Here is a 26277-nt window from a genome sequence, read left to right on the forward strand (position 1 = left end):
CCGAGTGCATGTCGTGCCGGAGGACTTACATCTTTTCGGGAGCAGAGACGCCGATCGTCGCAAGGCCGTTTGCCAGCACCTGGCGCGTGGCGGCGAGCAATGCAACGCGGGCGTTACGCGCCGCTTCGTCGTCGACGAGGACGCGTTCAGCCTTGTCATTGTAGAACGAGTGGAATTCGCCCGCGAGGTCGCGCAGATAGAAGGCGACCGCGTGCGGCGCGAGTTCGTCGGCGGCGTGTTGCAGCATGTCGGGGAATTCCGCGAGTTTTTGCAGCAATGCCATGGCGCGCTCGCTGGTCAGCAACGATACGTCCACCGACGGCAGAATGGCCTCGTCGGCGTTGTAGCGCGTCTTCCACTCGCTGATGACCGAGCATATCCGGGCGTGCGCGTATTGCACGTAGTGCACCGGATTTTCGTCGTTTTGCTTGAGCGCCAGGTCGATATCGAACACAAATTCCGTGTCGGCTTTGCGCGAGATCAGGAAGAACCGCACGGCGTCGCGGCCACGGCGAATCGTTGCTTCGTCGAGCAGATCCGGCGAGGTTTCCGAGCCCGGCGTTGCGCCGCCCGACCATTCGATCAGGTCGCGCACCGTCACATAGCTGCCCGCGCGCTTCGAAATCTTCACTTCCTCGCCATCGCGCATCACCGTGACCATCTTGTGCAGGATGTAGTCGGGATAGCCCTTCGGAATGCCGATGCCGAGACCCTGCAGACCGGCGCGCACGCGAGCGATCGTGCCGTGATGGTCCGAGCCCTGCACGTTGATGACCTTGGTGAAGCCGCGTTCCCACTTGGCTACGTGATATGCGACGTCCGGCACGAAGTAGGTATAGGTGCCGTCGGTCTTGCGCATGACGCGGTCTTTGTCGTCGCCGTCGTCGGTCGTGCGCAGCCACAGCGCGCCTTCCTGCTCGTAGGTCTTGCCGGCGGCGATCAGCGCCTTCACCGTTTTCTCGACGCGGCCTTCCGCATACAGCGACGATTCGAGATAGTACTGGTCGAATTTCACGCCGAAGGCCTGCAGGTCCATGTCCTGCTCGTGGCGCAGGTAGGCTACCGCAAAGCGGCGGATGGCCTCCAGGTTGTCCACGTCGCCTTCGCCCTTGACCGGCTCGACGTCTTTCGCGGCGACCGTTTCACCGTTCATGTAGTCGTGCGCAATATCGGCGATGTAGTCGCCGTTATAGGCCGACTCCGGCCAGCCGGCATCGCCCGGCTTCAGGCCGCGCGCACGCGCCTGGGTGGAGACGGCCAGCGTATGGATCTGCACGCCCGCATCGTTGTAGTAGAACTCGCGATGCACGCCGTAGCCCTGCGAAGCGAGCACGTTAGCGAGCGCATCGCCCAGCGCCGCCTGGCGGCCATGACCGACGTGCAGCGGGCCAGTTGGGTTGGCCGAGACGAATTCGATCAGCACACGCTTGCCGGCATCGCGCTGCGAGCGGCCGAACGCTTCATGTTCCGCGAATACGGCGGCGATCACTGCCTGTTTGGCCGCGGGCGAAAGGCGCAGGTTGATGAAGCCGGGGCCGGCCACTTCTGCGGCTTCCACGAGACCTTGCGCTTGCGGATGGGTGAGCACTGCATCGACGATCTGCTGCGCGAGCTGGCGCGGATTCGCGCGCAGCGGCTTGGCGAGCTGCATCGCGACGTTGCAGGCGACATCGCCGTGAGCGGCGACCTTCGGGCGTTCCAGCGTGATGGTGGGGGCGACGAAGGCGGCTTCGGCCGTGCCTTGGGTCGCTTCGGCGACCTGCTTCACGGTGTCGGCGAGGAGTAGTTCGAGCGTTTGTTTCTGTGCGGGCAGCATGCTTGTTGCGAGTCCAGTGAGGCAGTGCGGTGAAACGGGAGCAGCGCGCGAGGCGGGGGCAGACCACGGCCGATCGGCCGCGCGAACCATGGTCCGGCACGGAGCGGCGCGCTTTTGCGTCAGGACGGATTTTAGCAGGTGCTAATATGTCCAATGAGATGCCCAACACAGGGCCGTGGCCGCCGGCGCTCGCCGGCCCGCCAACGAAACGCACGCTGACGGTCGTCCCACGGCCATCGGCGCGTAAATCAAACAAATGAAAAAGGGAACTGTCATGCTGATTACTTTCAAATGCCGCGCCGCTCCGGACGTGATGATGCTGGAAAATCTGGCGCAATACCTTGTTGGCATTGTCGGCAAACGTCTTGGTGAGCGAGGGGTCATCATGCACGATGAACTGGGCGAAGCAATCACCAAACTGGAATCGGCCATCAGTTCCGACAAGCAGGAACGTGCCGAGCACGAGGGCCACTTTCACGAAGGCGAAGAGGGCCACGAGCACCACGAGATTCCGGTCGGTCTGGCGCAACGGGCCTATCCGTTCCTCGACATGCTTCGCGCCGCGCAAAAGGAAAACGCCGATATCGTCTGGGGCGTTTGACGGGCGTCAGCGCGCTGCTGCGGCGTTGCCGCGCGGCTCCTGCGCGATAGCTCCGAGGTCGGCGCCTGGGCCGGACCTTGCCCCGCGTAATCGACACATCCAAACACAAGAGCCCGCTTCAAGCGGGCTCTTGTGTTTTATGCAACCGCATAAGCCAGCTATCCGTCTCGCTGCAACAACAACGAGCGTGACAGCGACGGGCTGCGGGCGCGCGACTGTCCAGCCTTTCGGGCCGGCGCGGCTTATTGGCTGGCGGCCGGTGCGGGTGCTGCGGACGAGGCACCCTTCTTCATCTTCTGCTTCTTCGGCTTTTTGACGTGCTTCTGGGTAGGCGGCGAGTACGAGCTGACCGCACTGCTGCCACCCGGAGCGGCTGTCTGCGCGAAGGCTACGGAAGTGCCGACTGCAAGCGAAAGACCAGCCAAAATCAACGTCAGCTTTTTCATGCGAGATTCTCCGTGTCGGTTGCAAGTAGTTGAGCCGACGCGTTTTATGGCCGCGTCTGGCAGGTAAAGCGCTTGCAGTCTACAAAGCCGAAAATCTGCCTGCCTGAAATATTCAGCCTTACGTTCTGGATATAGTGGGGCGATTTTTGGCGGTGCTATGCCGCGACCTTACAGCAGCGGGGCCAAGGCCCGTTCCGCGTCCTGCTTCGACAAGGCCATCCGTTTCGCGAAGTCTTCCACCTGATCCGCGGCAATCTTTCCGACCGAAAAATAGGTGCTTTCCGGATGCGCCAGATAAAAGCCCGAGACGCTCGCTGCCGGCAACATGGCGAGCGATTCCGTGACGCTCATGCCGATTTCGCTCGCATGGAGCACCTCGAACATGTCGCGTTTCACGAGGTGATCCGGGCAGGCCGGGTAACCGGGCGCGGGACGGATGCCGCGATACTTTTCACCGATCAGCTCGTCGTTGGAGAGCGTTTCGTTCGTCGCGTAGCCCCACAGGTCGCGGCGCACGCGGGCGTGCATCGCTTCGGCGAAGGCTTCTGCGAAGCGGTCGGCGAGCGCCTTCAGCATGATTGCGCTGTAGTCGTCGTGATCCTTTTCGAACTGCTTTTCCTTCACGTCGACGCCGAGTCCCGCCGTCACCGCGAACATGCCGATGTAGTCGGCGACGCCCGAATCCTTTGGCGCAATGAAGTCGGCGAGCGCCCGGTTCGGCCGCATCACGCCGTCCACCACTGGCCGCACGCTTTGCTGGCGCAGGTTGCGCCACGTCAGCGCGACTTCCGAGCGCGATTCGTCCGTGTAGATCTCGATGTCGTCGTCGTTCACCGTATTGGCCGGCAACAACGCGATCACACCATTGGCCTGCAGCCAGCGACCCTGGATCAGGCGTGCGAGCATCGCCTTGCCGTCGGAGAACACGCGCCGCGCCGATTCGCCGACGATCTCGTCATTCAGAATCGCAGGGTATGGGCCGGCCAGATCCCAGGTCTGGAAGAACGGCGCCCAGTCGATATAGTTCGCCAGCTCGCTGAGGTCGAAATTCTTGAAGACGCGACGGCCGATGAACTTCGGCTTGACCGGCTGGTAGCTGGCCCAGTCGATCTTCGTCTTGTTGGCGCGAGCTTCGGCCAGCGTGACCATAGGCTGCGCCTTGCGGTTGGCGTGCTGGTCGCGGATACGGTCGTAGTCGGTCTTCAGTTCTTCCAGGTACTTTGCGGCGCCTTCGTCGGACAGCAGGCTCGAGGCCACCGAGACCGAGCGCGACGCGTCGGGCACATATACCACCGGCCCTTCGTAGTGAGGTGCGATCTTCACGGCCGTGTGCACGCGCGAGGTCGTTGCGCCGCCAATCAGCAGCGGAATCTTCTTGATGCGGAAGTAGTCGTCGCGCTGCATTTCCGATGCGACGTACGCCATTTCTTCGAGGCTCGGCGTAATCAGACCGGACAGCCCGATGATGTCCGCGCCTTCGACCTTCGCTTTCGCGAGGATGTCGTTGCACGGAACCATCACGCCCATGTTGACCACTTCGAAGTTATTGCACTGAAGTACCACCGAGACAATGTTCTTGCCGATGTCGTGCACGTCGCCCTTCACCGTGGCGATGACGATCTTGCCCTTGGCGCGCACGTCGGCGCCGGCTTCGGCCATCAGCTTCTTTTCTTCTTCGATGTACGGGATCAGATGGGCGACTGCCTGCTTCATCACGCGCGCCGACTTCACCACTTGCGGCAGGAACATCTTGCCCTGACCGAACAGGTCGCCGACAACGTTCATGCCGTCCATCAGCGGGCCTTCGATCACGTTGATCGGACGCCCGCCTGCAGCGGCGATTTTCGCGCGTACTTCCTCGGTATCTTCGACGATGAAGTTGGTAATGCCATGCACTAGCGCGTGCGACAGGCGTTTCTCGACGGGCTGGTTGCGCCACTCGAGGTTCTCTTCCTTCTTCGCTGCGCCCGTCTTGAACTTGTCGGCAATTTCGAGCAGACGGTCGGTACCGTCTGCACGGCGGTTCAGCACGACGTCTTCAACACGCTCGCGCAGTTCGGGATCGAGGTCTGCGTACACGCCGAGTTGGCCGGCGTTGACGATGCCCATGTCCATCCCCGCCTGGATCGCGTGGTAGAGGAACACGGTGTGGATCGCTTCGCGCACCGGGTCGTTACCGCGGAACGAAAACGACACGTTCGAGACGCCACCGCTGACCTTCGCGTAGGGCAGGTTTTCCTTGATCCAGCGCGTGGCGTTGATGAAGTCGACGGCGTAGTTGTTGTGCTCTTCGATGCCTGTGGCGACAGCGAAGATGTTCGGGTCGAAGATGATGTCTTCGGGCGGGAAGCCGACTTCATTGACGAGGAAGTCGTACGAGCGTTTGCAGATCTCGGTCTTACGCTGGTATGTATCGGCCTGGCCTTTTTCGTCGAAGGCCATCACGACGGCTGCGGCGCCGTAGCGGCGGATCAGGTTGGCATGATGACGGAACGCATCCTCGCCTTCCTTGAGCGAGATCGAGTTAACGATCGCCTTGCCTTGCACGCACTTCAGGCCCGCTTCGATCACTTCCCACTTCGACGAGTCGATCATGATCGGCACACGTGCGATGTCCGGCTCCGATGCGATCAGATTCATGAAGCGGACCATCGCCGCTTTCGAATCGAGCATGGCCTCGTCCATGTTGACGTCGATGATCTGCGCGCCGTTTTCGACCTGCTGACGCGCGACCGCGATCGCGTCGTCGAACTGGTCGTTCAGGATCATTCGCGCGAACGCCTTCGAGCCGGTCACGTTGGTGCGCTCGCCGACGTTGATGAAGAGCGTCCCGGATGTGACGTTGAACGGCTCGAGGCCGGAAAGGCGCATGGTGTGATCGGTCATGGCGTGTGTGCGGTTCGGTTGCGTGCGTCGACTACTTCGGGCGGGTGATGCGGCGCGGCTCAGGCCGCGTCCCGGTACTGACCGGGCCATTTGCGCGGTTTGATTTCGGCTAGCGCCTTCGCAATCGCCGCAATATGCTCCGGCGTCGTCCCGCAGCAACCGCCCGCAATATTCACGAGCCCCGCGCTGGCAAATTCCTTTAGGAGCCCGGACGTATCTGCGGGCAATTCGTCAAAGCCCGTATCGCTCATCGGGTTTGGCAAGCCCGCGTTCGGATAGCACGACACGTACGTATCGCACAGCTTCGCCAATTCCGCCACATACGGGCGCATCAACGCGGCGCCGAGCGCGCAGTTCAAACCAAAGGTGAGTGGCTTCGCATGACGCAGCGAATTCCAGAACGCTTCGACCGTCTGCCCCGACAGGATGCGCCCCGACGCGTCGGTGACTGTGCCCGAGATCATGATCGGCAAACGCTCGCCGGTATTTTCAAACAGTTCATCGAGCGCAAACAGCGCGGCCTTCGCGTTGAGCGTGTCGAAGATCGTTTCGACGAGGAACAGGTCCGAGCCGCCATCGAGCAACGCCTTGGCCTGCTCGTAGTAGGCCGCGCGCAGTTCGTCGAAGGTCACGTTGCGCGCGCCCGGATCGTTCACGTCAGGCGAAATGCTCGCTGTCTTCGGCGTCGGTCCGATTGCGCCCGCAACGAAGCGTGGCTTGTCCGGCGTCGAGTATTTATCGCAAGCCGCTCGCGCGATTTTTGCCGATTCGAGATTCATCTCGACCGCGAGATCTTCCATCCCGTAGTCGGCCTGCGCGACAGTGGTGGCGCCGAACGTGTTGGTTTCGATGATGTCGGCGCCCGCCGCCAGATACTGCTCGTGGATCTCGCTGATGATCTGGGGTTGCGTGATCGACAACAGTTCGTTGTTGCCTTTGATGTCGCGCCCGTAGTCCTTGAAGCGCTCGCCGCGATAGCGGGCCTCGTCGAGCTTGTACCGCTGGATCATCGTGCCCATCGCCCCGTCCAGAATGAGGATGCGCGATTGCAGAAGCGCGGGCAACGCCGTACCGCGCGTATAAGCGGTCTGGCGGCGGGCTGAGCTGACGGTCGGGGCGGGCTGGTTCATGGCAGAAGTAGGCTTGCGCGAGTCTTTTTCAGGGAACCCGTCATTGTATCCGCAGCGCGAAGGCCTCGCCGGTCTTGAGCGCGCGGTGAAAGGGCTTATCAAAGCTTCCAGGCGGAGACGCAGCGCGCTGCAGGCGGTAAAAGATGCCACCTTGCATGCATCGGGACGCGCTTCGGGATTCAATCCCCCTATGAATGGCGAAAACTGAAACGCCGTATTCCTTCGACAATAACAAAAAACCCCGCCCGGCAAGCCGGACAGGGTTTCAGGTACGTGTCGCCGAGGCGTTGCGTGTCAGTGGAGGATCACCGGTTGATGCATCAAACTGTCGAATTGACCGAGGAATTCGTCTACTTCGTCCAGCGACGGTTCTTCTTCGATCAGCTTGGTGACGTGCTCGCGAAAGCGTGCCGCCATAGCGCCATCAATGTAGATCTCGCGTTGCATGTTTTTGTCGACGATCTCGTAACCACCTGACTTCATGGCGAGAGGACCGTCCTGCGGTGGGAACTCGACGACACAATAATTGGGGCTGTTGTAGATCATTTGCATGGCGACACTCCTTATTTCCGTTGGCTCCTGGCCGTTCCTGCGCCATAAGTGGAGCGTATGGTGTGGAATTCAAGGGGTGGGTCCGGAGTGACGCTGGTAAAAATCCCGGACCTTCAAGTTAGACCCGTGCTTCGAGAAACGTTTCAAGCAACGCAGCAAAACGGTGAGATTGTTCGACCGGCGCCAGATGTGCCGCATCCAGCAGTTCGTATTGTGCACCCTGAATCGATTTCGCGATCAATTGTGTTGCAGCAGGTGGCGTACCCGTGTCGTGGCGGCCTGCAATTGTCAACGTGGGTAGACGAATTTCATGCAACCGCTCGTGCACATTGAAGTCGCGCAATGCCTCGCAGGCAAGGGCATAGCCTTCGGGCCGCGTGTGCAGCAGAACCTCGTGGATCGGCTCGACGGCTTCCGGATGCGATCTCTGGAAATCCGGCGTCAACCATCGTTCCAATGTGGCGGGCACCAGTGAGGCCATGCCGTCGCGACGTGCGGTGGCGGCGCGCTGATCCCAGACGGCGCGATTCTCGGGCAGGGTGCCGGCGCTCGTGTCGGCGAGGACGAGCGTGTCGATGCGCGATGGATGATCGAGCGCGAACTGCTGCGCAATCATGCCTCCCATCGACATGCCGACCAGGTGCGTATGCGGGGCGCCGAGCGCGTCGAGTAATGCGGCCAGGTCGCTCGAGAGGTCAGCGATGCTGAAGGGTTGATCAGGCACGGCAGTGTGGCCGTGTCCCCTTACGTCGTAACGTAGCACGGTGAAATCGTCGCGGAAGTAACCGGCGAGCTGGTCCCATACGGACAGATCGCCGCCCAGTTGATGGACGAGCGTCAGCCAGGGGCCGCCGCCTTCATTGTCGAGGACATAGCGCGTGTCGATACCGTTGAGTTTCACTTGCATGCAGGCTCCTGTCAGCGGTGATGCGGTGGAAGGCCGGGCGCGGCGCTGGTAATAAACGGTGATGCACGGCGGGTGATCCACAGCGGACTTTGTACGTCAGCAAACCGTGTTCCCATCGGCGCGGCGCAACGGCGCCGCTTGTCGTGCGAGTCGTGACGGCGATGGAAGTTTCGGCAGATTGTCGAATATCTGCTCGGCTTTAGGGCTTGTCTGCGGTGGGGGGTGAGGTGGTGTCGGGTGCGGGTGGCGACAGGGCTGCTGCGGGTGGCGTTGAGGGTTCTGTCGGCGCAGGGCTGGAGGGAGCGGTCGTGGGGTTGACCGGTGGGTACGACGCTGGGTTTTCGGCGGGACTCGCTACGGGACCGTCGCCTGAAGCCGATACGCCACCGCCCTGGCTTCCCTGAGAATTCGCACTGCCCGCATTGCCGCTACCGCCCGCGAGGTTCAGCGGTCCGCGCCACAGCAGTTCAACTTCAGTGCCATTCGGCTCAGTCTGTACAAGCCGCGCGGGCAACCACCCAAGTGACGGCGCGAGCCATACATCGATGCGTCGTTGATCCCCCGCATGACGCGGCAGACGCATGAAGTGGCGCGCGCTCAGGTAGCCATCCTGAGTGCGGATCGTTTCGTCGCCGATCGTCTCGACCGGCCAGATCTCGCCGCTATCGTTGTCTACGACAAAGAACTGCCGGGTAACGCCAGGTTTGTAGGCATCCGGATTGCCACGCACGAGGCTGGCGAGTTGCATGACCATGCTGAAACGGTCCTGTGCGCCATCGCTGAGCGGCAGGGACGCGGGCGTACGGGTGAACACGATCTGCTTTGTCGTGCGGTTGAAGATCGACACGTCTTCCGGCCGATGCCCGCGCTTTTCGACGTACTGGTCCGGCGCGAGTCCGAAGGCGTCGATATGGCCGTGGCTCGAGTAAGTGAACGAGCCGATGAACGGCACGGGCAGCGATACGACCATGTCGTAGGTTTTGCCGTCGCTTGACCAGTGGATCGTACCGGGCTGGTTGCGCACACCGTTATAGAACGTGTCGTACTGCAGATCGCCCGAAGGTGGCACCGAGAATTTCACGCCCGAATCGGCTTTTGCAGCCGCCGCGTGCGCGCTGGCGGCGGCGCTTGCTGCTGCTGCGTTTGCTGCCGCCGCTGCTGAGGCTGCAGCTTGTGCCGCCGCGCTCGCCTGCGCCGCGGATGCTGCCTCCGCTGCGACGGCAGACGCCGCCGCGACTGCGGCCGCGCGCTGCGTGGACGTCGCAGTGAGCACCCGCTCGCGCGGCTTGCTCGCCGCCGCTGCGGGCCTGGGTTTAGCCGGTGCGGCCGGATGTGGTGTCGCCGCGGCCGGTTGTCGCTCGATTCGCTCGGGCGTCAGCAGCGCAATCTGCACGGGCACATGGGCCGTGTTCTCGGGCGTGAACGTGGTTCGGTTGCGCTCGATCCACTGAGCCGCAATCCAGTGCAGGCACAGCACGACCGCCAGCACGGCGAGCCAGCGCCCTGCCCGTGTGCGGCGGGGCCCGGCGTGAGGTAGCGTGCGTTCGGAGCGGCTGACTGCGGAGGGAAACGACATCGAGCGGCGCGGTTTTAACGGGTAAAAATGCGATGGAGCGTGTCGCGCCAGCGAGATGCCAGCGCTGGACGCAGTGAACGGGTTCGACAGGCAGGCTACCGGCGATGTTCCGCGGCAATCGTGTCGTTGTCTTACATCCTAACGCGGCGCGGGGCTATACCCCAGTTCGTACGACAATTTTCGAGCGCACTCGCGCAGTGCCGTGTCGACTTCACCGCCCCAGCGGATATCGAATGCGCCTTCGTGACCAAGCGCAATCAGCCCGAGTGCGAGATCGCCGGTCGAGTCGAAAACCGGCATGCAGAACGCGTGAATGGTTGCCAGCAGCACTCCTTCGACGCGTGCGGCCTGGTGAGCGCGTACTTCCTCGAGCACACGCTCAACCTCCTCGTGCGTGCGCGGACCGGCCGTTTGCGACGAGCGTCGCGAATCGGCCAGTTCACGTTCGATCATCGTCGCGGTCTTGCTGGCCGGCAGATAGGCGGCGAACAACAGGCCGGTGGCGGAACCGAGCAACGGCATCACGTCGCCGAGCTTGAGCGAGGCCTTTGCCGGATGGCTCGATTCCATCCAGTGCACGACTGTCGGCCCCTGATTACCCCATACGGCGATGCCCACCGTCAGGTCGAGCCGGTCGCGCAGCTCCGCCAGCGCAATCCGCGCGAGCTTCACGCCGTCAACCCTCGCAAGCCGCGCCAGGCCCAGTTGCAAGGCGAAGCCGCCCAGTTCATAGCGTCCCGAAAGCGCGTCCTGCGCGACCACGCCGAGACGAAGGAAGCTCACCAGATATCGATGCGCCTTCGCCGGGCTCATGCCCGCGCGTTGCGCGAGGTCGCGCAGCATCATCGCGCGCGGCTCGTGGGTCAGCACCTCGAGCAGCCGAAAGCCCACCTCGATCGACTGGATGCCTGAGCGCAGTTTCTCCTCGCCGGTATCGGCGGTATCGTCGTCCGAAGCGTCGAGCGGATCGGCTGGGTCGGCGTCGGAGCGGGCAATCGAAGGCATAGGCAAGGCGCACGGAGCGCGAACGGTGCATTGAAACGAAGGGAGGCTGCGCGGCACGGCGAGTCGCGCAAACCGCGTCCTCAAACCAGCCTGTTTGGGGCAGGGCGATTCACCATCGTAGAATAGATTCCCTCTATCGTCACTAACACGGCTCATTCCTCCTATGAAACTTGCCACGCTGAAGGACGGCACGCGCGACGGCCAGCTGATCGTCGTGTCGCGCGACCTGCAAACTGCGGCCATCGCCGATGCGATCGCGCCGACGCTGCAACGCGTCCTCGACGACTGGACCTTCTACGCGCCGCAACTGCAGGATCTGTACGACACGCTCAATCAGGGCCGCGCGCGCAACAGTTTTCCGTTCGAGGCCAAGGAATGCATGGCGCCCCTGCCGCGCGCGTTCCAGTGGGCCGATGGTTCGTCGTACGTGAACCACGTCGAACTGGTGCGTCGCGCGCGCGGCGCGGAAATGCCGCCGGAATTCTGGACCGATCCGTTGATGTACCAGGGCGGCAGCGACGACTTCATTGGCCCGAAGGACGACGTGGTTTGTGCCTCGGAGGACTTCGGCATCGACTTCGAAGCGGAAGTCGCGGTGATCACCACCGACGTGCCGATGGGCGCGAGCCCCGAGCAGGCGCTCAAGGGCGTGCGGTTGATCACGCTCGTGAACGACGTCTCGCTGCGCAACCTGATCCCGGCGGAGCTGGCCAAGGGCTTCGGTTTCTTCCAGGGCAAGCCGGCCAGCTCCTTTGCGCCGGTTGCCGTTACGCCCGACGAACTGGGTGAGCACTGGCGCGAAGGCCGCGTGCATCGTCCGATGATCGTCCATTGGAACGGCAAGAAAGTCGGCCAGCCGGACGCCGGCACGGACATGGTGTTCCACTTCGGCCAGCTGATCGCGCACGCCGCGAAGACGCGCAACCTGCGCGCGGGGTCGATCGTGGGCTCAGGGACCGTCTCGAACAAGGATGCGAAGCGCGGCTACTGCTGCATCGCCGAGAAGCGTTGTCTCGAGACCATCGAGCATGGCGCACCCCAGACCGAATTCATGAAATACGGCGACACGGTGAAGATCGAGATGTTCGACGAAGCAGGCAAGTCGATCTTCGGTTCGATCGAACAGGGCATCGCACCGGTCGACGGCGCGCGCTGACCCGCCGTCGGCTAAGGCCTGTGCAATCCGCAGCTCGAACCAGGCCTTCAGCGAATTCGTCCAGCACTGCCAGGAGGGTTTCGCCCGATACCGGCGCGGTCGGGCGCCGCTACACTGACTGACGCGCGGTGGCCCGCAGGCCAGCCCACGGCGGCGGCGCAGCCGACACCGACATATCAATCTGCCGCGCTTCCGATCTACCGGACCAAGCGACCACCATGTCTCACGACTCACCGATCAACGATCCCGCCTTCTATGCGCACTACCGCTCGCTGCGGTTGCGGCGGCATCCGCATGGCATCCTCGAAGTCATCATGAGCGGCGAGGGCGCCAACAAGAGCGCACTGGCGACTGCCGACGCGCGGATGCATTTCGAGCTCGCCGAGATCTGGCGCGATATCGACCGCGATCCGGACACGCGCGTCGCGGTGATTCGCGGCGAAGGCAAGGGCTTTTCGGCGGGGGGCGACCTGCATCTCGTCGAGCAGATGGCGACCGACTTCGAAGTCCGCACGCGCGTCTGGCGTGAGGCGCGCGATCTCGTCTACAACGTGATCAACTGCAGCAAGCCGATCGTCTCGGCCATGCACGGGCCTGCGGTAGGGGCGGGGCTGGTGGCGGGTTTGCTCGCCGATATCTCGATTGCGACGAAGAGTGCACGCATCATCGACGGCCACACGCGGCTAGGCGTCGCGGCGGGCGATCACGCGGCGATCGTCTGGCCTCTGCTGTGCGGCATGGCGAAGGCCAAGTACTACCTGCTGCTGTGCGAACCGGTCAGCGGTGAGGAGGCCGAGCGGATCGGACTGGTGTCGCTAGCCGTCGACGAACATGATCTGCTGCCCAAAGCATTCGAAGTGGCCGGGAAACTTGCACATGGCTCGCAGACGGCGATTCGCTGGACCAAATATGCGTTGAACAACTGGCTGCGCTCGGCGGGGCCCGCTTTCGATACCTCGCTCGCGCTCGAGTTCATGGGCTTTGCCGGACCGGATGTGCGCGAAGGCGTGAGCTCGCTGCGTGAGCGCCGTGCACCGGATTTCCACGGCGGCGGCGGGGCGCCGGGCGGCGCCACGGGACGCGGTTCATCCGGCGGGCATTCGGCCTGATCCACCTGACTTAGGCGCGCGACAACCCCGTCGCGCGCGGTATGATCGGACGAAACGCGCGTGGTGGACCTGCGCCATTTCCATCCCTGTCTGCTGCGAGGAGAAAAACATGACCGATACACCTGGCTCCACGCCGCCCTTCCCCGGTTTCCCGGGTTTCCCGCCTGGCGAGATGATGGACCGCATGTGGGACATGATGCGGCTCACGCCTTTCGGCTCAGCTTTCCCGGGTGTCCAGACAGGCGCGGCCCATGGCCTCGGACCATCGCTGTCGATGATGTCCGACATGATGGCGCCGCTTACCAACGTCGAAGAACTCGACAAGCGCATCACCGATATGCGAGCGGTCGAACAATGGCTCAAGCTGAATCTGAACATGCTGCAATCGGCGATTCAGGCGCTCGAAGTGCAGCGCGCCACGCTTGCGACGCTGCGGGCGTTTGGAGCCTTTGCGCAGCAGTCGATGGCGCAGCCTGCTGCTGCGGCGGCTCCGTCTCCAGCGGCAAGGCCTCGCCCCGAGCCTGCCGCTGCGCCGCGTCCCGAAGCTGCTGGCGCAGCAGGCGCCGCGGAACCGGAAGCAGGTGATAACGCGAACGCGCCGGGCTTCGATGCGTCCAGCTGGTGGAACCTGCTGCAATCGCAATTCAACCAGATCGCGCAGTTCGCGATGGCACAACCGGCGGCGGGCGGCGACGCTGCTGCCGATTCGCCAGTGTCAGCGGGTAAACCGAAGACGGAAGCCACAAAGGAACCCGCCGACGGATCTGCCGCCGACAAGTCCACCGCAAAGGAACCGGCCGCGAAGCGCGCGCCTGCGAGTGGCGGTTCGGCAAGCCGGCCGCGCACCGTCAGAAAGACGCCGTCGCAACCCGAGTGAAGCGTCCCGGCGTGACCAACAGCGGGTCCCGCGCATGCGGCTCGCATTAGTTCTGATGGGCGGCGGTGCACGCGCCGCTTACCAGGCGGGCGCGCTGCAGGCACTTGCCGAGATCGCGCGCGAAGTCGCTCCAGCGTCTCGCGCGTCGCCGTTCAGCGTGATCTGCGGCACATCGGCTGGCGCGATCAACGCCACCTCGATTGCAAGCCATGCCGACGACTTCTCGCGTGGCGCGGACCGGCTTGTGCGCGTCTGGTCGGATATGCATGCGCATCACGTGTACCGCACCGACTGGCCCGGCGTCGTCGCCGCGGGCGCCCGCTGGCTCGCTGCGATGAGCTTCGGCTGGGCCGCGCGCCGTTCGCCGCGTGCGTTGCTTGATAACTCGCCGCTGGCCCGGCTGCTGCGCGATGCGCTCAGTTTTCGCCGTATCGAGCAGATGCTCGATACGCGCGCGCTGCATGCGCTGTCCATCACTGCGCTCAGCTATTCGTCAGGACAACATCTGACTTTTTACCAGGCGAGCGAGCCGATCCAGGCCTGGCGGCGCGCGCAACGCACTGCACGGATGGTTGAGCTCACGCCTGCCCACCTGCTTGCGTCGTCAGCGATTCCTTATGTGTTTCCCGCTGTGCCGCTAGAGCTGGACGGACATCACGAATACTTCGGCGACGGCTCGATACGCCAGATCGCACCGCTTAGTCCTGCGATTCACTTCGGCGCGCACCGCATCCTCGTGATCGGCGCGGCGACGCCGCGGCCGGAAGTGCCGGCGGACGGGCGCGACGACGCCTACCCCTCGCTTGCGCAGATCGGTCAGCAGGTGATGGCGAGCGTGTTTCTCGATGCGCTCGGCGCGGACATCGAGCGCATCGAGCACGTCAACCGGATGGTGTTGCATCTTCCCCACGTGGTCGAGCCGGAAAGCGGCTGGCGCCATATCGACGTGCTGGCGATTGCGCCGAGCGAGCGCATCGAGCTGATTGCGGCGCGCCACCTGCAGCGTCTGCCGCTTACGGTCCGTGGGCTGCTGGGTGCCGTGGGCGGCAACCGGGCGTCGGGGGCGTCGTTTGCCAGTTACCTGCTGTTCGAAAGTGAATTCACGCGTGAACTGATCGAACTTGGGCGCCGCGACGCGCTCGCGAAGCGCGCCGAGATCGCGGCTTGGATCGCCGCTCCGGCATTGGACGGCACCTCCGGACCGGCGGGATGCGAGGCAAGCTGACGGGACGGAATCATGCAGGCTCAAGCACACCTAAACAGGTTTCGTCACAAGCGGAACATGAATCTCAGCTACTTTGTTGCGAACGATCAAGGTGGCGAACCCTTGTGACCCTATGTAAGGAAAAGGTGTCAGGGCAGCGTGCTATCATGATGTAAGCTTGTTTGGCCCTTGGGCGTGCTCTGAAAACAACGAATCCGCCGCCCCGTAGTCACCGGTTGTCACAGGTTCGACCGGCGCGGGGCTGGATAACGGCTTCCATCTGGCAAGGCTGGGCCGGTTGCGTTGGGCAGGTTCACGCACGGTTGGCCATGCGGCGCGAGACTTCGGTGTCCGCGCAGCACGAATGCCGCAGGACTTCTTTCCCGCACGGTGCGTCCGGGTGGCCGATTCCCGCGTAAAATTGAATGCTTGGCTCGTGAACGCGTGTGTTTCGTTCGCCGTTAGCAAGAGTTGCAAAAGACACAAACAGACGTCGCAATGCGCAGAACAGGGGTGGGACTATGAACACCATGCTTTATCCGGAACTTTATAAATCGCTCGAATCCGTTCGATGGGACATGGAGAAAGACATTCCCTGGGACACGTTCGATGCATCGCTCTTGACCGACGAGCAGGCCGCAACGATCAAGATGAACGCGATCACCGAATGGTCTGCGTTGCCCGCAACGGAAATGTTTCTGCGCGACAACCATCATGACAGCGATTTCTCCGCCTTCATGAGCGTGTGGTTCTTCGAAGAACAGAAACACTCGCTGGTGCTGATGGAGTATCTGCGCCGCTTCAAGCCGGAAATGTGCCCGACCGAAGAGGAGCTGCACGCGGTGCGCTTCGAGTTCGATCCGGCACCTCCGCTGGAAACGCTGATGCTGCACTTCTGCGGCGAGATCCGCCTGAACCACTGGTATCGCCGCGCGGCCGAATGGCACACGGAACCGGTGATCAAGGCGATCTACGAAACCATCTCGCGCGACGAAGCGCGTCATGGCGGCGCCTATCTGCGTTACATGAAGAAGGCCATGTCGAATTTCGGTGACGTTGCGCGCGCGGCGTTTGCGAAGATCGGCGTGCTGATGGCGTCAGCGCGTCGTACGGAAAAGCCGCTGCACCCGACCAATCTGCACGTGAATCAGGCGCTGTTCCCGCGCGACACGATCCAGTCGCGCCTGCCCGATCCGGAGTGGCTCGAACGCTGGCTCGACGAACAGATCCGTTTCGACGACGGCTGGGAGAAGAAGGTGGTGGAGCGCATCCTGCACAACCTGTCCATCCTGTTCGAGCGCACTTTCAATACGGCGCAGGAATTGAACCGCTATCGCAAGGAAGTGGTGGCACGTTTGCAGGCCGATCAGAAGTCGGCTGAGCAGCCGGCCTGACGGTCCCGCGTTGCGCCTTGGCGCGAGTCGCCAGTGACACGTAACGCATGAAATGACGGCCCGACAGGTGCAAGCCTGCCGGGCCGTTTGCATGATTTCTCTTTTTCTCTGATTTCCCATGGCCGCCACTTTCGAACGCAAGCTCACGACCCGCGATGCCCTGGCGCAACTGCGCCCCTCGCTTACCGGACCGGTGGTGTTCACGAACGGTGTGTTCGACATCCTGCATCGTGGTCACGTGACCTATCTGGCCGATGCGAAGGCTCTGGGCGCCTGCCTGATTGTTGGCGTGAACAGCGACGCGTCGGTACGCAGACTAGGTAAAGGCGATGACAGGCCCATCAACAACCAGGCCGACCGGATGGCCTTGCTCGCGGCGCTGGAAAGTGTCGATTGGGTGGTGTGCTTCGAAGAGCAGACGCCGGTGTCATTGATCGAAGCGCTGCATCCCGATGTTCTCGTCAAGGGCGGCGACTACGATATGGACAAGCTTCCTGAGTCGGCGCTGGTACGCGGCTGGGGTGGCCGTGCGCTGGCCATTCCGTTCGAGCACGATCGCTCGACGACCGCGCTGCTCAAGAAGGTCCGCGCGCAGGGCTGAGAGGGCAGGCTACTGCCCCAGCTCTGACGCCGCTATGGCCGGCGTCGGAGCGGGCCCGCCGACCACGGCGAGATCCGCTGCGTCGGCCGCCGAAACGGGCTGCACCTTCAGCATCTCCGGATGAAGCTGGCGATTCAGGTGATTCGACTCACGCGCGCCCGCAAGGGGCGTCGGCCCGAACGCGCCGCGTACCGTCGCGAACGCGAGCAGGTTGGCAAGAAACAGAATAGCGATCAGCCAGCGCAGCATTGTTGGAGTCTCCGTCTAAAGGGTGCGGCCTGCGTTCATGGCGAATCTCAATGGTGCGCGGCCGGTGCGCTTTCGGCGGCAATCAGCGCGAGGCCGGACAACACGAGCGAATCGTGGCGAGTATGCGGCACTTTGAGGGCGGCTGTCACTTCGTCGAGGGCGCCGCCACCCACTACCAGGCGCACGGGCATCCCCCACGCCTCCTGCAGGTCGCTCCACATCCGCTCGATCAACCCGGCCTGCGCCAGCGCGCAACCGGCGGAGAGCGAGCGTGGGGTGTCCGTGGCGAAGAATGGGCCGCGGCGCGGTTGGTCACCGGCGGGTGTGCTTGCGCCGGGCGTTAGCAGACCGCGGGCCGCGTTAGCATCGAGCGTGGGCAGTTGGGCGGTGTGCTCGCCGAGCGAGCGCATCATCAGCGACCAGCCGGGCGCGATCAGGCCGCCGACGAATACGCCGTCGGCGCGCAACGCTTCCAGGGTGGTGGCCGTGCCGAATGTCGCGATCAACAGCGGCTCGCCTGGAAATGCCGCGTGCGCGCCGATCAGCCCGGCCCAGCGGTCGCTGCCCAGCGCGGAAGGCGTTGTGTAGCTGTTGGTCACGCCGCATTGCCGCTCGCGGGCGCGAATCGTTGTGCGCGGCAGGCTGGGCCAGTGGGCGTCCAGCAAGGCGGTGAGGCGTTGCGCGACTGCCTCGCCGGCGACGTTGGAAAGCCACGCGCTGGCAGGGGCTGGCAGGCTGGACCAGTCGGGCTCGTCGGTGCGGGAGGCTTGATCTGAGGGCAACAAAGTAGCCGAGGCCGTTGTCGAAAGCGCGCCGGGCCTGGCAGAAGCAGCAGAATTCACTGAAGCACCCGCGCCTGATCCACCGTGCGCAAACGCACCCGCATGACTCTGCGAGCCATCGGCCTGCACCAGCGCCCACTTGACGCGGCTATTGCCGGCGTCGATCAGCAGAAAAGGCGCGCCGCTCATGCGGCCCCGTCGGCGAGGCGCAACGAGACGTCGCCGGTCGCAATGGCCTGGCGTCCCGACGGCGTGTCGAGCAACAACTGCCCGAGTTCGTCGACGCCCGCTGCCACACCGCGCGTCACTTCAACCCCTTGCTCGAGCAGTACCACTTCACGGCCCGCATAGGCATGACAGGCGTTCCAGCGCGGCTGGAACGGCTCGAAGCCGTCCTCGGCGAAGCGCTTGAGCGCCGGTTCGAGCGCGTTCAGTTCGGCCGCGAGCGTATCCGTCAGATTGGCGGTGAGCAGCGCCCGCGATAGCGCCGTCGGCACCGTGCCGCGCGCCTGTGGCGGCACATCCGTATTCAGTGCGCCGACCTTGGCAGCCAGTTCGTCCGCGCCCTTGACGTTAGTGCCGATGCCGATCACCACCGCGCTTGCGTAGTCGGTACTCCAGGCCGTTTCGATCAGGATGCCAGCCAGCTTATCGCCTTCCAGCAACACATCGTTGGGCCATTTGAGGGCGATCTGGCCAGGTCCTGCGACCGGTAGCGAGCGCAGTCCGTCCACCAGTGCGACGCCCACCGCCAGACTCAGGCCCGCGAGTTCTTCGAGCGGCCGTGGCAGCACGCAGGCCACCGAAAACAGCAGCGCATTGCCCGGCTCCGCATACCATGTGCGTCCGCGCCGGCCGCGGCCGGCGGTCTGCAGATAGGCGACCCGTACGATCGGCCGAGGCAGTGCATTCGAGCGGCGCGGCAGCGCCTTGACGCGGGCCATCAGGTCGGCGTTGGTCGAGCCGGTTTCCTCGACGATTTCGATCGGCCAGTGTTGCGCGTGAGCACCGAACAGCGCGACAGCGCGCTCGCGGTCAATGCGCCAGTCGCCCGATGGGCTGGGTTGGGATGAGGTCTTGGAGGCGTTCATGCCGCATATTGTAGCGACAGGGGACGCGCGAGAACCACTCGAAACGCAGTAGCACCTCTGCTGCGCGCCGCGTTCGCTACAATGGCCCCTGATCCGACAACCAGAATCCCGCGATCCTTGAACTACGACACTCCGCCCGGCCTTGAAGTCGCGGCAGGCAGCCAAGGCAAGATCGTCCGGCTCTCCGGCCAGTGGACGGCGCTCGCGCTTGCGCGCGACCGCGCCACCGGCAAGGTCGTACCCCGTCTGCGCTCGCTGATCGGGGTCGAGGGGATGCATTGGGATCTATCGCGCATCGAGCGCATGGACCACGTCGGCGGCCAGGCGCTGTGGCGCGTCTGGGGCCACAAGTTGCCACCCCAACTGGTCGAACTGAACGACACCCAGCGCGACATTTTCAATCGCATCGCCTTGCTCGATTCGATGCGCGATTCGCCTGAGCCGGTGGTGAAGTTCGATCCGTTCACCCGGCTCGGCCTGGGGTTGTTCTCCTTCTTCGAGCACCTGTACGGCGGCATTGCCATGCTCGGGCGCTTCGTGCTCGACCTGCTGGCGATTGCGCGCAATCCGAAGATCACGCCGTGGACCGAAATCTCGGCGAACGTCTACAACGCGGGCGCGAGGGCGCTGCCCATCACTGCGCTGGTCGCGTTTCTGATCGGTATCGTGTTGAGCTATCTGTCCGCGCAGCAGCTGCGGCTGTTCGGCGCGAACCAGTACATCGTCAACATTCTCGGCCTGTCGGTGATCCGCGAACTTGGGCCGGTGCTTTCGGCGATTCTGGTGGCCGGCCGCTCGGGTTCTGCGATCACCGCGCAGATCGGTGTGATGCGCGTCACGGAGGAACTCGATGCAATGCGCGTGATGGGCATCCCACATGGCTTGCGGCTGATCTTGCCGCGCGTGATTGCGCTCGGCGTAGCGATGCCGCTGCTCGTGATGTGGACCAACATCGTCGCGCTCGCCGGCGGGGCGCTCTCGGCACAAGTCGTGCTGGGCATCGACATGGGTTATTTCTTCCGGGCGCTGCCGAGTGTGGTGCCGATCGCAAACCTGTGGATCGGCCTGGGCAAAGGCGTGGCCTTTGGCATGCTGATCGCCATCGTCGGTTGCCATTTCGGCTTCCGTATCAAGGCAAATTCGCAAAGCCTCGGCGAGGGCACGACCACCTCGGTGGTGTCTTCGATCACTATCGTGATCCTTGCCGACGCGGTGTTCGCGATCCTGTTCCAGAACGTGGGACTCGGATGAGCGCGCCGCTTGCCCAATCCGTGCGCGGCCAGCCGCTGCCCTCGATTGCCGAGCCGGTGATCGAGGTGCGCGATCTGACCAAGCGCTACGGCCGAAACATCGTGCACCAGCACCTGAACTTCGAGGTGCGGCGCGGCGAGATCGTGTCGATCGTCGGCGGTTCGGGCTCCGGCAAGACCACGCTCGTGCGGCAGATTCTCGGCCTCGAGAGGCCGTCGTCCGGCACGATCAGGCTGTTCGGCGAGGACCTCGCGACCATCTCGCCTGACACCGCGCTGCTGATGCGCAGCCGTTCCGGCATGCTGTTCCAGCGCGGTGCGCTGTTCTCGTCGCTGTCCGTGTTCGACAACGTCGCGCAGCCGCTGCGCGAACTCGGCAAGATCCCCGAAGACCTGCTGCGCGACATCGTCATGCTGAAGCTCGAGATGGTCGGCCTGCCGTGCAAGCATGCGTCGAAGATGCCGTCGGCGTTATCGGGCGGGATGATCAAGCGGGTGGGCATCGCCCGCGCAATCGCGCTCGAACCGGAACTGCTGTTTCTCGACGAGCCGACTGCAGGACTCGATCCGCAGGCGTCCGATGAGTTCGTCGAACTGATCGGCACGCTGCATCGCGCGCTTGGCCTGACCGTCGTGATGGTGACGCACGATCTCGACACCATGGTCGCGCTGTCGACCCGCGTTGCCGTGCTGGCCGACCGCAAGGTGCTGGTCGCGGCGCCGGTAGAGGAAGCCGCGGGTGTCGATCATCCGTTTATCCGCGAGTACTTCCTCGGCCTGCGCGGCCGCCGCGCGCTGCAGGCGTTGCCGCCGGAGCGCCGCGCGAAGCTGCCGCCCGCGGCGCTCGAACCCGCATCGTCCGAATTGCCGCTGTGAAAGAGGGAATCTGAAATGGAAAACAAATCACATGCGTTCTGGGCTGGACTCTTCACGGTGGTGCTGCTGGTGGCGATCGCGGCGACGGTGTTTCTGTTCAAGGTCGACCGTTCGGTGCGCGTGCCGTACGACCTGATCGCGCGCACCAACGTCACCGGGCTGTATACGGACGCTGCGGTGCGCTATCGCGGTCTCGACGTGGGCAAGGTGGCGTCGATCAAGTTCGACCGCGACCATCCCGGGCAGATCCTGATCCGCATTCTGGTGGACACGCACGCACCGATCACGCATTCGACCTTCGGCAGCCTCGGCTTTCAGGGCGTGACGGGGCTTGCGTTCATCCAGCTCGACGACACGGGGCGCGATATGGAGCCGTTGGCGTCGTCGGAAAAGCAGGTGGCGCAACTGCCGATGCGGCCTGGTCTGCTAGACCAGTTGCAGCAGCGTGGCGATATTCTGCTGCGCAAGCTGGAACGTATCGCGGACGACGTCAACGATACGCTGTCGCCGCAAATGCGCGATCAGTTGCTGGCCACGGCGGCAAGCCTGCAGCACGCCGCCGATGGCGTAACGACGTTGACGAAGCAGATGCAGCCGGCCGCGGGCAAGCTGCCGCAGACGATTGACGAGCTGAATCGCACGCTTGCCTCGACCAATCAGTTGATCACGGGCCTGAATCGCCCTGACGGCCCGTTCGAATCCAATCTGAACAAGGTCGGCACGGCGGCCCAGCAGGCCGGCGACGCGCTGACCTCGATGAATGCGTCGGTGCAGGAACTGTCGGCGCGGGTCGGTTACGACACCTTGCCGCGCGTCAATTCGCTGGCTGACGATGTGCGTTCCGCCGCGCGTTCGGTGGATCGCGCCGCCGACATGTTCAGCACCAGTCCGCGCAGTGTGCTGTTCGGCGCGCCGGCCGCTGCGCCTGGCCCGGGTGAGCCCGGATTTTCGTGGCCCACAGCCGGCACGGCAAAGTGATCTGAAAGGAAGAATGTCATGGCACGCTCGCTTTCCAGTCTGCTTCATCGCTCGCTTTGCGGCGGGCCTTTTAGCCCAGCTCGTAGCGCGACGCTTCGGCCAACTCAGCGTGTGCGCTCCGCTGGCGCTGCGCTAGCCGTCGCGCTCGCCTTCGGAGTGTTGGGCGGCTGCGCGGGCAATCCGGCGGTGCATGCCGACGCCCGCTATGACTTTGGGCCGCCCCCGCAAGTGGCCACCTCGGGTCCGATGCCGGCCGTCAAGGTGCTCGATGTGACCGCACCCGCGACGCTGGCGTCGGACAAGCTGGTCTACCGTTTGAGCTACGCCGACGCGCAGCAGACCGCGTCCTATGCGAACAGTCACTGGACCATGGAGCCGTCCGCGTTGCTCACGCAGCGCCTGCGCGATGTGCTGTCGCAGCGCGGCACGGTGCTGACGGGCTCCGATGGCGTGCGTGCGCCGGTGCTGCGGGTGGAGCTGATCGAGTTCGAACAGGTTTTCGACAGCCAGACGCAAAGTCATGGCGCCGTCGCCGCGCGCGTGACCTTGACGCAGAGCGGCAAGGTCGTCGCGCAGCGCAGCTTCACCGCGCAGGCGCCGGCCAGTTCTGCCGATGCGGCCGGCGGTGCGCGAGCGCTCGCTACGGCAGGCGACGATCTGGTGGCGCAGATCTCCGCATGGTTGAGTTCCCAGGCGCTGGTTGCCGGGCAGTGAGCGGCTCGCCCGGGCGTGTAACTTGCGTTGGGGCTTAACAGAACTAGACAGCGCGGGCGCGAACAGCGGGCCCAGGCCCCGCTCGCTATAATCGTTTGCTACAGGCGCGCCGCGGTGCTTGCACACGCTTGCGGCCATCGAATTTCCCCTGATACGGTCTCTCCCCGGACACCATGGATTCTTTCTACAAGTACCACGTCTTCTTCTGTCTCAATCAGCGCGATCCCGGTGCTGAGCGCCCGAGTTGCGCGAATTGCAACTCGCAGGCCATGCAGGAGCATGCGAAAAAGCGCGTGAAGCAACTGGGCCTTGCGGGCCCGGGCCAGGTGCGCATCAACAAGGCGGGTTGCCTCGATCGCTGCGAGGAAGGTCCGGCGCTTGTGATCTATCCGGAAGGCACGTGGTACACCTATGTCGACGAGAGCGACATCGACGAGATCGTCGAATCGCATCTTGCGAACGGCAAGGTCGTCGACCGTCTGAAAATCGATCAATAAGCGGCACCATGAACGTTCATACGAAACAGTTCCTGATCGATGGTCCGGTCGGCAAGATCGAGGTTGCGCTCGATCTGCCCGATGAAACGCGCGACAACGGCGCGGCGCCGCGCGGGATTGCGCTGGTGGCGCATCCGCACCCGCTGTTCGGCGGCACGATGGACAACAAGGTCGCGCAGACGCTTGCCCGCACCCTCGTGCAACTGAATTACGTGACCTATCGCTCGAACTTCCGCGGAGTGGGGCAGACCCAGGGTGAACACGACGCGGGTGTCGGCGAGCGCGACGACTTGCGCGCAGTGCTCGATTACATGCGCGCACAACCGGGACAGGCCGATCTGCCCCTCGTGCTGGCGGGCTTTTCGTTCGGGACCTTCGTGCTCTCGCATGTGGCGGCGCGGCTCCTCGAAGAAGGCCAGGCGATCGAACGCATCGTGTTCGTCGGCACGGCGGCGAGCCGCTGGGAAGTGGCGCCCGTGCCGGAAAACACGCTGGTGATTCACGGCGAAATCGACGATACGGTGCCCATCCAGTCGGTGTACGACTGGGCGCGGCCGCAGGAATTACCGGTGGTGGTGATCCCCGGTGCCGAGCATTTTCTGCATCGCAAACTGCACGTTCTGAAGCGCATCATCATCGACGCCTGGCGTTGACGGCTGGGGTGGCACGCGTTTTCCGGGGTACAGGTACGCGTCAAATGAAAATTTATCCGCACGCGATGCGCAAAGTTGGCTCCCCGGCGCGCGTATAATGAGCGCTCTTTTTTGGGCGCAGCGCGGCCCGTCCGGTTGATTGGCGCATCGTCAGCGCCGTTGCTTGATTGCAAGGCCGGATTGTGGGGCGCGTTGCGCGAACCGATCGTGTGGCCGGAAGTCCAACGGGCGCCGCGTTGCGTTTACGCGGCCAGCGCTCGCCGACCGGCTCTTCCAATCTGCGCGCCCCCGGGCGCGATGCAAATTTCTGCCCGAATCGATCCTATGCGTTTTTCCACCTCCGGCTTTTCGTCACTCTCGTCCTTCGTTCCCCATACCATCAGCCGTGCTGTGACGCTCGGCGTGCTGCTGCCGGCCGCGCTGGTGGCTAGCACCGCGGCCCTCGCGCAGGTCCCGCCGCCGGCGGTGAATGCGCGCTCGTGGGTACTCGTCGATGCGACCAGCAATCAGGTGCTCGCGTCCGGCAACGCCGATGAGCGCGTCGAACCGGCTTCGCTGACCAAGCTGATGACCGCGTATCTGGTCTTCGAAGCGCTGCAGACGAAGAAGATCACGATGGAGCAGATCGTTAACCCGAGCGAAGCGGTGCGCCGCGTCAAGACAGACGAATCGCGCATGTTCATCGAGGCGAACAAGCCGGTCTCCGTGCATGACCTGGTCTACGGCATGATCGTGCAGTCGGGCAACGACGCCGCAATCGCGCTGGCAGAACTGGTGGGCGGCAGCGAATCCCAGTTCGTCAACATGATGAACACCGAAGCGCAGCGCCTCGGCATGACGCATACCCACTTCGCCGACGTGAATGGTATGCCCGACGCGCAGCACTACACGAGCGCGGGCGATCTGGCGATCCTGTCGGCGCGCCTGATCCGCGACTATCCCGACTACTACAACATTTTCTCGGTCAAGGAATTCACCTACAACAAGATCAAGCAGCCGAACCGCAATCGTCTGCTGTGGATCGATCCGACGGTCGACGGTCTGAAGACCGGTCACACCGAGGCCGCCGGTTATTGCCTGATCGCGAGCGCCAAGCGGCCGCTGCCGGGCGCGCCGGACGCATCGCGTCGTCTGGTTTCGGTGATGATGGGTGAAGTGAAAGAGCACGACCGTGTCGAAGACAGCCTGAAGATGCTGAACTACGGTTACAGCGCGTACGACACGGTGCGTCTGTACAAGGCCGGCCAGGTGATCGAGACCCCGCGCGTCTACAAGGGTGCGGAAGACACGGTGAAGATCGGCGTGAAGGCCGACCAGTACATCACGGTGCCGAAGGGTCTCGCCGACAAGGCCAAGCCGCAGGTCGAGCATATCGATCCGCTGATCGCACCGATCACCGAGGGCCAGCAGGTCGGCACGGTGAAGCTGGTGGCAGATGGCAAGGTGGTCTCGCAGTTCCCGATCGTGGCGCTTCAGGCCGTGCCGCAAGCCGGCGTGGTGGGCCGCGTGTGGGATTCGCTGATGCTGATGTTCAACAAGAAGAAGTAAGCGCTGATGCGCGCGGGTGCGTGCAGTTGTGCGCATTCGCGTGACAGCGGCTCCGGCAGGCATGCTGCCGGGCCGTTGCCGAGGAGTGAAAGATGCAACCCGACAATGATTCGCTGTTTGAGTTTCCCTGCGATTTCCCGATCAAGGTGATGGGCAAGTCGCATCCCGAATTCGCCGAGACGATCGTGACGGTGGTCAAGCAGTTCGATTCCGAGGTCGACCCGTCGCGTGTCGAGATGCGGCCGTCGAGCGGTGGTAACTACACGGGCCTCACGGTGACGGTGCGCGCCACCAGTCGTGCCCATCTCGACGATATCTATCGCGCGCTCACCGGCCATCCGATGGTGAAGGTCGTGCTGTAAGCAGCGGGGCGCGCCTC

26 protein-coding genes are annotated in these 26277 nt (G+C 63.7%); 15 read left to right on the plus strand and 11 right to left on the minus strand.

The window, feature by feature from the left end:
- Window positions 1-25: 25 nt before the first annotated feature.
- On the minus strand, window positions 26-1816 hold the full coding sequence (gene argS, locus BUS06_RS04640; RefSeq protein WP_074263195.1) for an arginine--tRNA ligase: 1791 nt from the start codon (window positions 1814-1816) through the stop codon (window positions 26-28).
- Window positions 1817-2090: 274 nt separating this feature from the next.
- Between argS and BUS06_RS04645 the strand changes: the two genes are divergently transcribed.
- Window positions 2091-2417: a DUF1840 domain-containing protein gene (locus tag BUS06_RS04645; RefSeq protein WP_074263196.1), complete on the plus strand. Its 327-nt coding sequence runs from the start codon at window positions 2091-2093 to the stop codon at window positions 2415-2417.
- Between the two features lie 242 nt (window positions 2418-2659).
- Here BUS06_RS04645 and BUS06_RS04650 read toward each other — a convergent pair whose 3' ends face one another.
- From BUS06_RS04650 to BUS06_RS04680, 7 genes are all read right to left on the minus strand, one after another.
- On the minus strand, window positions 2660-2863 hold the full coding sequence (locus BUS06_RS04650) for an acid-shock protein (RefSeq protein WP_074263197.1): 204 nt from the start codon (window positions 2861-2863) through the stop codon (window positions 2660-2662).
- Window positions 2864-3031: 168 nt separating this feature from the next.
- A complete protein-coding gene (metH, locus tag BUS06_RS04655) occupies window positions 3032-5812 on the minus strand; it encodes a methionine synthase (RefSeq protein WP_438803534.1) in 2781 nt (926 codons plus the stop codon).
- The gene (locus BUS06_RS04660; RefSeq protein ID WP_074263199.1) at window positions 5809-6879 is read right to left on the minus strand and encodes a homocysteine S-methyltransferase family protein; all 1071 of its coding nucleotides are present in this window, start codon (window positions 6877-6879) and stop codon (window positions 5809-5811) included. Before BUS06_RS04660 ends, metH begins: the two co-directional genes overlap by 4 nt.
- A gap of 294 nt (window positions 6880-7173) precedes the next feature.
- Window positions 7174-7431: a BTH_I0359 family protein gene (locus BUS06_RS04665; RefSeq protein ID WP_074263200.1), complete on the minus strand. Its 258-nt coding sequence runs from the start codon at window positions 7429-7431 to the stop codon at window positions 7174-7176.
- Window positions 7432-7549: 118 nt separating this feature from the next.
- Window positions 7550-8338, minus strand: coding sequence for a 3-oxoadipate enol-lactonase (gene pcaD, locus BUS06_RS04670; RefSeq protein ID WP_074263201.1), 789 nt, complete (start codon window positions 8336-8338; stop codon window positions 7550-7552).
- Window positions 8339-8537: 199 nt separating this feature from the next.
- A complete protein-coding gene (locus BUS06_RS04675) occupies window positions 8538-9914 on the minus strand; it encodes a DUF3108 domain-containing protein (RefSeq protein ID WP_074263202.1) in 1377 nt (458 codons plus the stop codon).
- Between the two features lie 138 nt (window positions 9915-10052).
- A complete protein-coding gene (locus BUS06_RS04680; protein ID WP_074263203.1) occupies window positions 10053-10919 on the minus strand; it encodes an IclR family transcriptional regulator in 867 nt (288 codons plus the stop codon).
- Window positions 10920-11082: 163 nt separating this feature from the next.
- Here BUS06_RS04680 and BUS06_RS04685 point away from each other — a divergent pair, with 163 nt between their 5' ends.
- The 6 genes from BUS06_RS04685 to rfaE2 all read left to right on the plus strand — a co-directional run bounded on the left by BUS06_RS04685 (window position 11083) and on the right by rfaE2 (window position 17260).
- On the plus strand, window positions 11083-12075 hold the full coding sequence (locus tag BUS06_RS04685; RefSeq protein WP_074263204.1) for a fumarylacetoacetate hydrolase family protein: 993 nt from the start codon (window positions 11083-11085) through the stop codon (window positions 12073-12075).
- Between the two features lie 218 nt (window positions 12076-12293).
- Complete coding sequence (locus BUS06_RS04690; protein ID WP_074263205.1) at window positions 12294-13184, plus strand: enoyl-CoA hydratase/isomerase family protein; 891 nt, start codon at window positions 12294-12296, stop codon at window positions 13182-13184.
- Window positions 13185-13293: 109 nt separating this feature from the next.
- Window positions 13294-14061 carry a PhaM family polyhydroxyalkanoate granule multifunctional regulatory protein gene (locus BUS06_RS04695; RefSeq protein ID WP_074263206.1) on the plus strand — a complete coding sequence of 256 codons (768 nt, stop codon included), beginning with the start codon at window positions 13294-13296 and terminating at the stop codon, window positions 14059-14061.
- A 34-nt stretch (window positions 14062-14095) separates the two neighbouring features.
- Complete coding sequence (locus BUS06_RS04700; RefSeq protein ID WP_074263207.1) at window positions 14096-15286, plus strand: patatin-like phospholipase family protein; 1191 nt, start codon at window positions 14096-14098, stop codon at window positions 15284-15286.
- A 500-nt stretch (window positions 15287-15786) separates the two neighbouring features.
- The gene (locus tag BUS06_RS04705; RefSeq protein WP_074263208.1) at window positions 15787-16659 is read left to right on the plus strand and encodes a ferritin family protein; all 873 of its coding nucleotides are present in this window, start codon (window positions 15787-15789) and stop codon (window positions 16657-16659) included.
- Window positions 16660-16777: 118 nt separating this feature from the next.
- Window positions 16778-17260: a D-glycero-beta-D-manno-heptose 1-phosphate adenylyltransferase gene (gene rfaE2 / locus BUS06_RS04710; protein ID WP_074263209.1), complete on the plus strand. Its 483-nt coding sequence runs from the start codon at window positions 16778-16780 to the stop codon at window positions 17258-17260.
- Window positions 17261-17269: 9 nt separating this feature from the next.
- Here the strand turns inward: rfaE2 and BUS06_RS04715 are convergent, their stop codons facing one another.
- From BUS06_RS04715 to BUS06_RS04725, 3 genes are read right to left on the minus strand one after another with little or no spacing between them, the layout of a single operon-like run.
- Window positions 17270-17509 carry a hypothetical protein gene (locus BUS06_RS04715; RefSeq protein WP_074263210.1) on the minus strand — a complete coding sequence of 80 codons (240 nt, stop codon included), beginning with the start codon at window positions 17507-17509 and terminating at the stop codon, window positions 17270-17272.
- Between the two features lie 47 nt (window positions 17510-17556).
- Entirely contained in the window at window positions 17557-18480 is a 924-nt protein-coding gene (locus BUS06_RS04720; protein ID WP_074263211.1) for a type III pantothenate kinase, read from the minus strand.
- The gene (locus BUS06_RS04725; RefSeq protein ID WP_074263212.1) at window positions 18477-19382 is read right to left on the minus strand and encodes a biotin--[acetyl-CoA-carboxylase] ligase; all 906 of its coding nucleotides are present in this window, start codon (window positions 19380-19382) and stop codon (window positions 18477-18479) included. The genes BUS06_RS04720 and BUS06_RS04725 overlap by 4 nt, the downstream gene beginning before the upstream one ends.
- Window positions 19383-19499: 117 nt before the next feature.
- On the opposite strand from BUS06_RS04725, the gene BUS06_RS04730 reads away from it, so the two are divergent.
- From BUS06_RS04730 to BUS06_RS04765, 8 genes are all read left to right on the plus strand, one after another.
- Entirely contained in the window at window positions 19500-20633 is a 1134-nt protein-coding gene (locus tag BUS06_RS04730; RefSeq protein WP_074263213.1) for an MlaE family ABC transporter permease, read from the plus strand.
- The gene (locus tag BUS06_RS04735) at window positions 20630-21508 is read left to right on the plus strand and encodes an ABC transporter ATP-binding protein (protein WP_074263214.1); all 879 of its coding nucleotides are present in this window, start codon (window positions 20630-20632) and stop codon (window positions 21506-21508) included. The genes BUS06_RS04730 and BUS06_RS04735 overlap by 4 nt, the downstream gene beginning before the upstream one ends.
- Before the next feature lie 15 nt (window positions 21509-21523).
- Window positions 21524-22486: an MlaD family protein gene (locus BUS06_RS04740; protein ID WP_074263215.1), complete on the plus strand. Its 963-nt coding sequence runs from the start codon at window positions 21524-21526 to the stop codon at window positions 22484-22486.
- An 18-nt stretch (window positions 22487-22504) separates the two neighbouring features.
- Window positions 22505-23200, plus strand: coding sequence for an ABC-type transport auxiliary lipoprotein family protein (locus BUS06_RS04745; RefSeq protein WP_083611345.1), 696 nt, complete (start codon window positions 22505-22507; stop codon window positions 23198-23200).
- 173 nt (window positions 23201-23373) lie between these two features.
- Window positions 23374-23697, plus strand: a complete 324-nt coding sequence (locus BUS06_RS04750) for a (2Fe-2S) ferredoxin domain-containing protein (protein ID WP_074263216.1) — start codon at window positions 23374-23376, stop codon at window positions 23695-23697.
- 8 nt (window positions 23698-23705) lie between these two features.
- Window positions 23706-24350, plus strand: a complete 645-nt coding sequence (locus BUS06_RS04755; protein WP_074263217.1) for an alpha/beta hydrolase — start codon at window positions 23706-23708, stop codon at window positions 24348-24350.
- Between the two features lie 324 nt (window positions 24351-24674).
- A complete protein-coding gene (locus BUS06_RS04760) occupies window positions 24675-25898 on the plus strand; it encodes a D-alanyl-D-alanine carboxypeptidase family protein (RefSeq protein WP_074263218.1) in 1224 nt (407 codons plus the stop codon).
- Between the two features lie 92 nt (window positions 25899-25990).
- Complete coding sequence (locus tag BUS06_RS04765) at window positions 25991-26260, plus strand: DUF493 family protein (protein WP_074263219.1); 270 nt, start codon at window positions 25991-25993, stop codon at window positions 26258-26260.
- The last annotated feature ends 17 nt before the right edge of the window (window positions 26261-26277 follow it).

It is taken from the genome of Paraburkholderia phenazinium, assembly GCF_900141745.1.
GTDB lineage: Bacteria > Pseudomonadota > Gammaproteobacteria > Burkholderiales > Burkholderiaceae > Paraburkholderia > Paraburkholderia phenazinium_B.

Coding starts and splice junctions, on each gene's coding strand:
- argS (WP_074263195.1), bottom strand. CDS start 1,816: ATGCTGCCCGCACAGAAACAAACGCTCGAACTACTCCTCGCCGACACC.
- BUS06_RS04645 (WP_074263196.1), top strand. CDS start 2,091: ATGCTGATTACTTTCAAATGCCGCGCCGCTCCGGACGTGATGATGCTG.
- BUS06_RS04650 (WP_074263197.1), bottom strand. CDS start 2,863: ATGAAAAAGCTGACGTTGATTTTGGCTGGTCTTTCGCTTGCAGTCGGC.
- BUS06_RS04660 (WP_074263199.1), bottom strand. CDS start 6,879: ATGAACCAGCCCGCCCCGACCGTCAGCTCAGCCCGCCGCCAGACCGCT.
- BUS06_RS04665 (WP_074263200.1), bottom strand. CDS start 7,431: ATGCAAATGATCTACAACAGCCCCAATTATTGTGTCGTCGAGTTCCCA.
- pcaD (WP_074263201.1), bottom strand. CDS start 8,338: ATGCAAGTGAAACTCAACGGTATCGACACGCGCTATGTCCTCGACAAT.
- BUS06_RS04675 (WP_074263202.1), bottom strand. CDS start 9,914: ATGTCGTTTCCCTCCGCAGTCAGCCGCTCCGAACGCACGCTACCTCAC.
- BUS06_RS04680 (WP_074263203.1), bottom strand. CDS start 10,919: ATGCCTTCGATTGCCCGCTCCGACGCCGACCCAGCCGATCCGCTCGAC.
- BUS06_RS04685 (WP_074263204.1), top strand. CDS start 11,083: ATGAAACTTGCCACGCTGAAGGACGGCACGCGCGACGGCCAGCTGATC.
- BUS06_RS04690 (WP_074263205.1), top strand. CDS start 12,294: ATGTCTCACGACTCACCGATCAACGATCCCGCCTTCTATGCGCACTAC.
- BUS06_RS04695 (WP_074263206.1), top strand. CDS start 13,294: ATGACCGATACACCTGGCTCCACGCCGCCCTTCCCCGGTTTCCCGGGT.
- BUS06_RS04700 (WP_074263207.1), top strand. CDS start 14,096: ATGCGGCTCGCATTAGTTCTGATGGGCGGCGGTGCACGCGCCGCTTAC.
- BUS06_RS04705 (WP_074263208.1), top strand. CDS start 15,787: ATGAACACCATGCTTTATCCGGAACTTTATAAATCGCTCGAATCCGTT.
- rfaE2 (WP_074263209.1), top strand. CDS start 16,778: ATGGCCGCCACTTTCGAACGCAAGCTCACGACCCGCGATGCCCTGGCG.
- BUS06_RS04715 (WP_074263210.1), bottom strand. CDS start 17,509: ATGCTGCGCTGGCTGATCGCTATTCTGTTTCTTGCCAACCTGCTCGCG.
- BUS06_RS04720 (WP_074263211.1), bottom strand. CDS start 18,480: ATGAGCGGCGCGCCTTTTCTGCTGATCGACGCCGGCAATAGCCGCGTC.
- BUS06_RS04725 (WP_074263212.1), bottom strand. CDS start 19,382: ATGAACGCCTCCAAGACCTCATCCCAACCCAGCCCATCGGGCGACTGG.
- BUS06_RS04735 (WP_074263214.1), top strand. CDS start 20,630: ATGAGCGCGCCGCTTGCCCAATCCGTGCGCGGCCAGCCGCTGCCCTCG.
- BUS06_RS04740 (WP_074263215.1), top strand. CDS start 21,524: ATGGAAAACAAATCACATGCGTTCTGGGCTGGACTCTTCACGGTGGTG.
- BUS06_RS04745 (WP_083611345.1), top strand. CDS start 22,505: ATGGCACGCTCGCTTTCCAGTCTGCTTCATCGCTCGCTTTGCGGCGGG.
- BUS06_RS04750 (WP_074263216.1), top strand. CDS start 23,374: ATGGATTCTTTCTACAAGTACCACGTCTTCTTCTGTCTCAATCAGCGC.
- BUS06_RS04755 (WP_074263217.1), top strand. CDS start 23,706: ATGAACGTTCATACGAAACAGTTCCTGATCGATGGTCCGGTCGGCAAG.
- BUS06_RS04760 (WP_074263218.1), top strand. CDS start 24,675: ATGCGTTTTTCCACCTCCGGCTTTTCGTCACTCTCGTCCTTCGTTCCC.
- BUS06_RS04765 (WP_074263219.1), top strand. CDS start 25,991: ATGCAACCCGACAATGATTCGCTGTTTGAGTTTCCCTGCGATTTCCCG.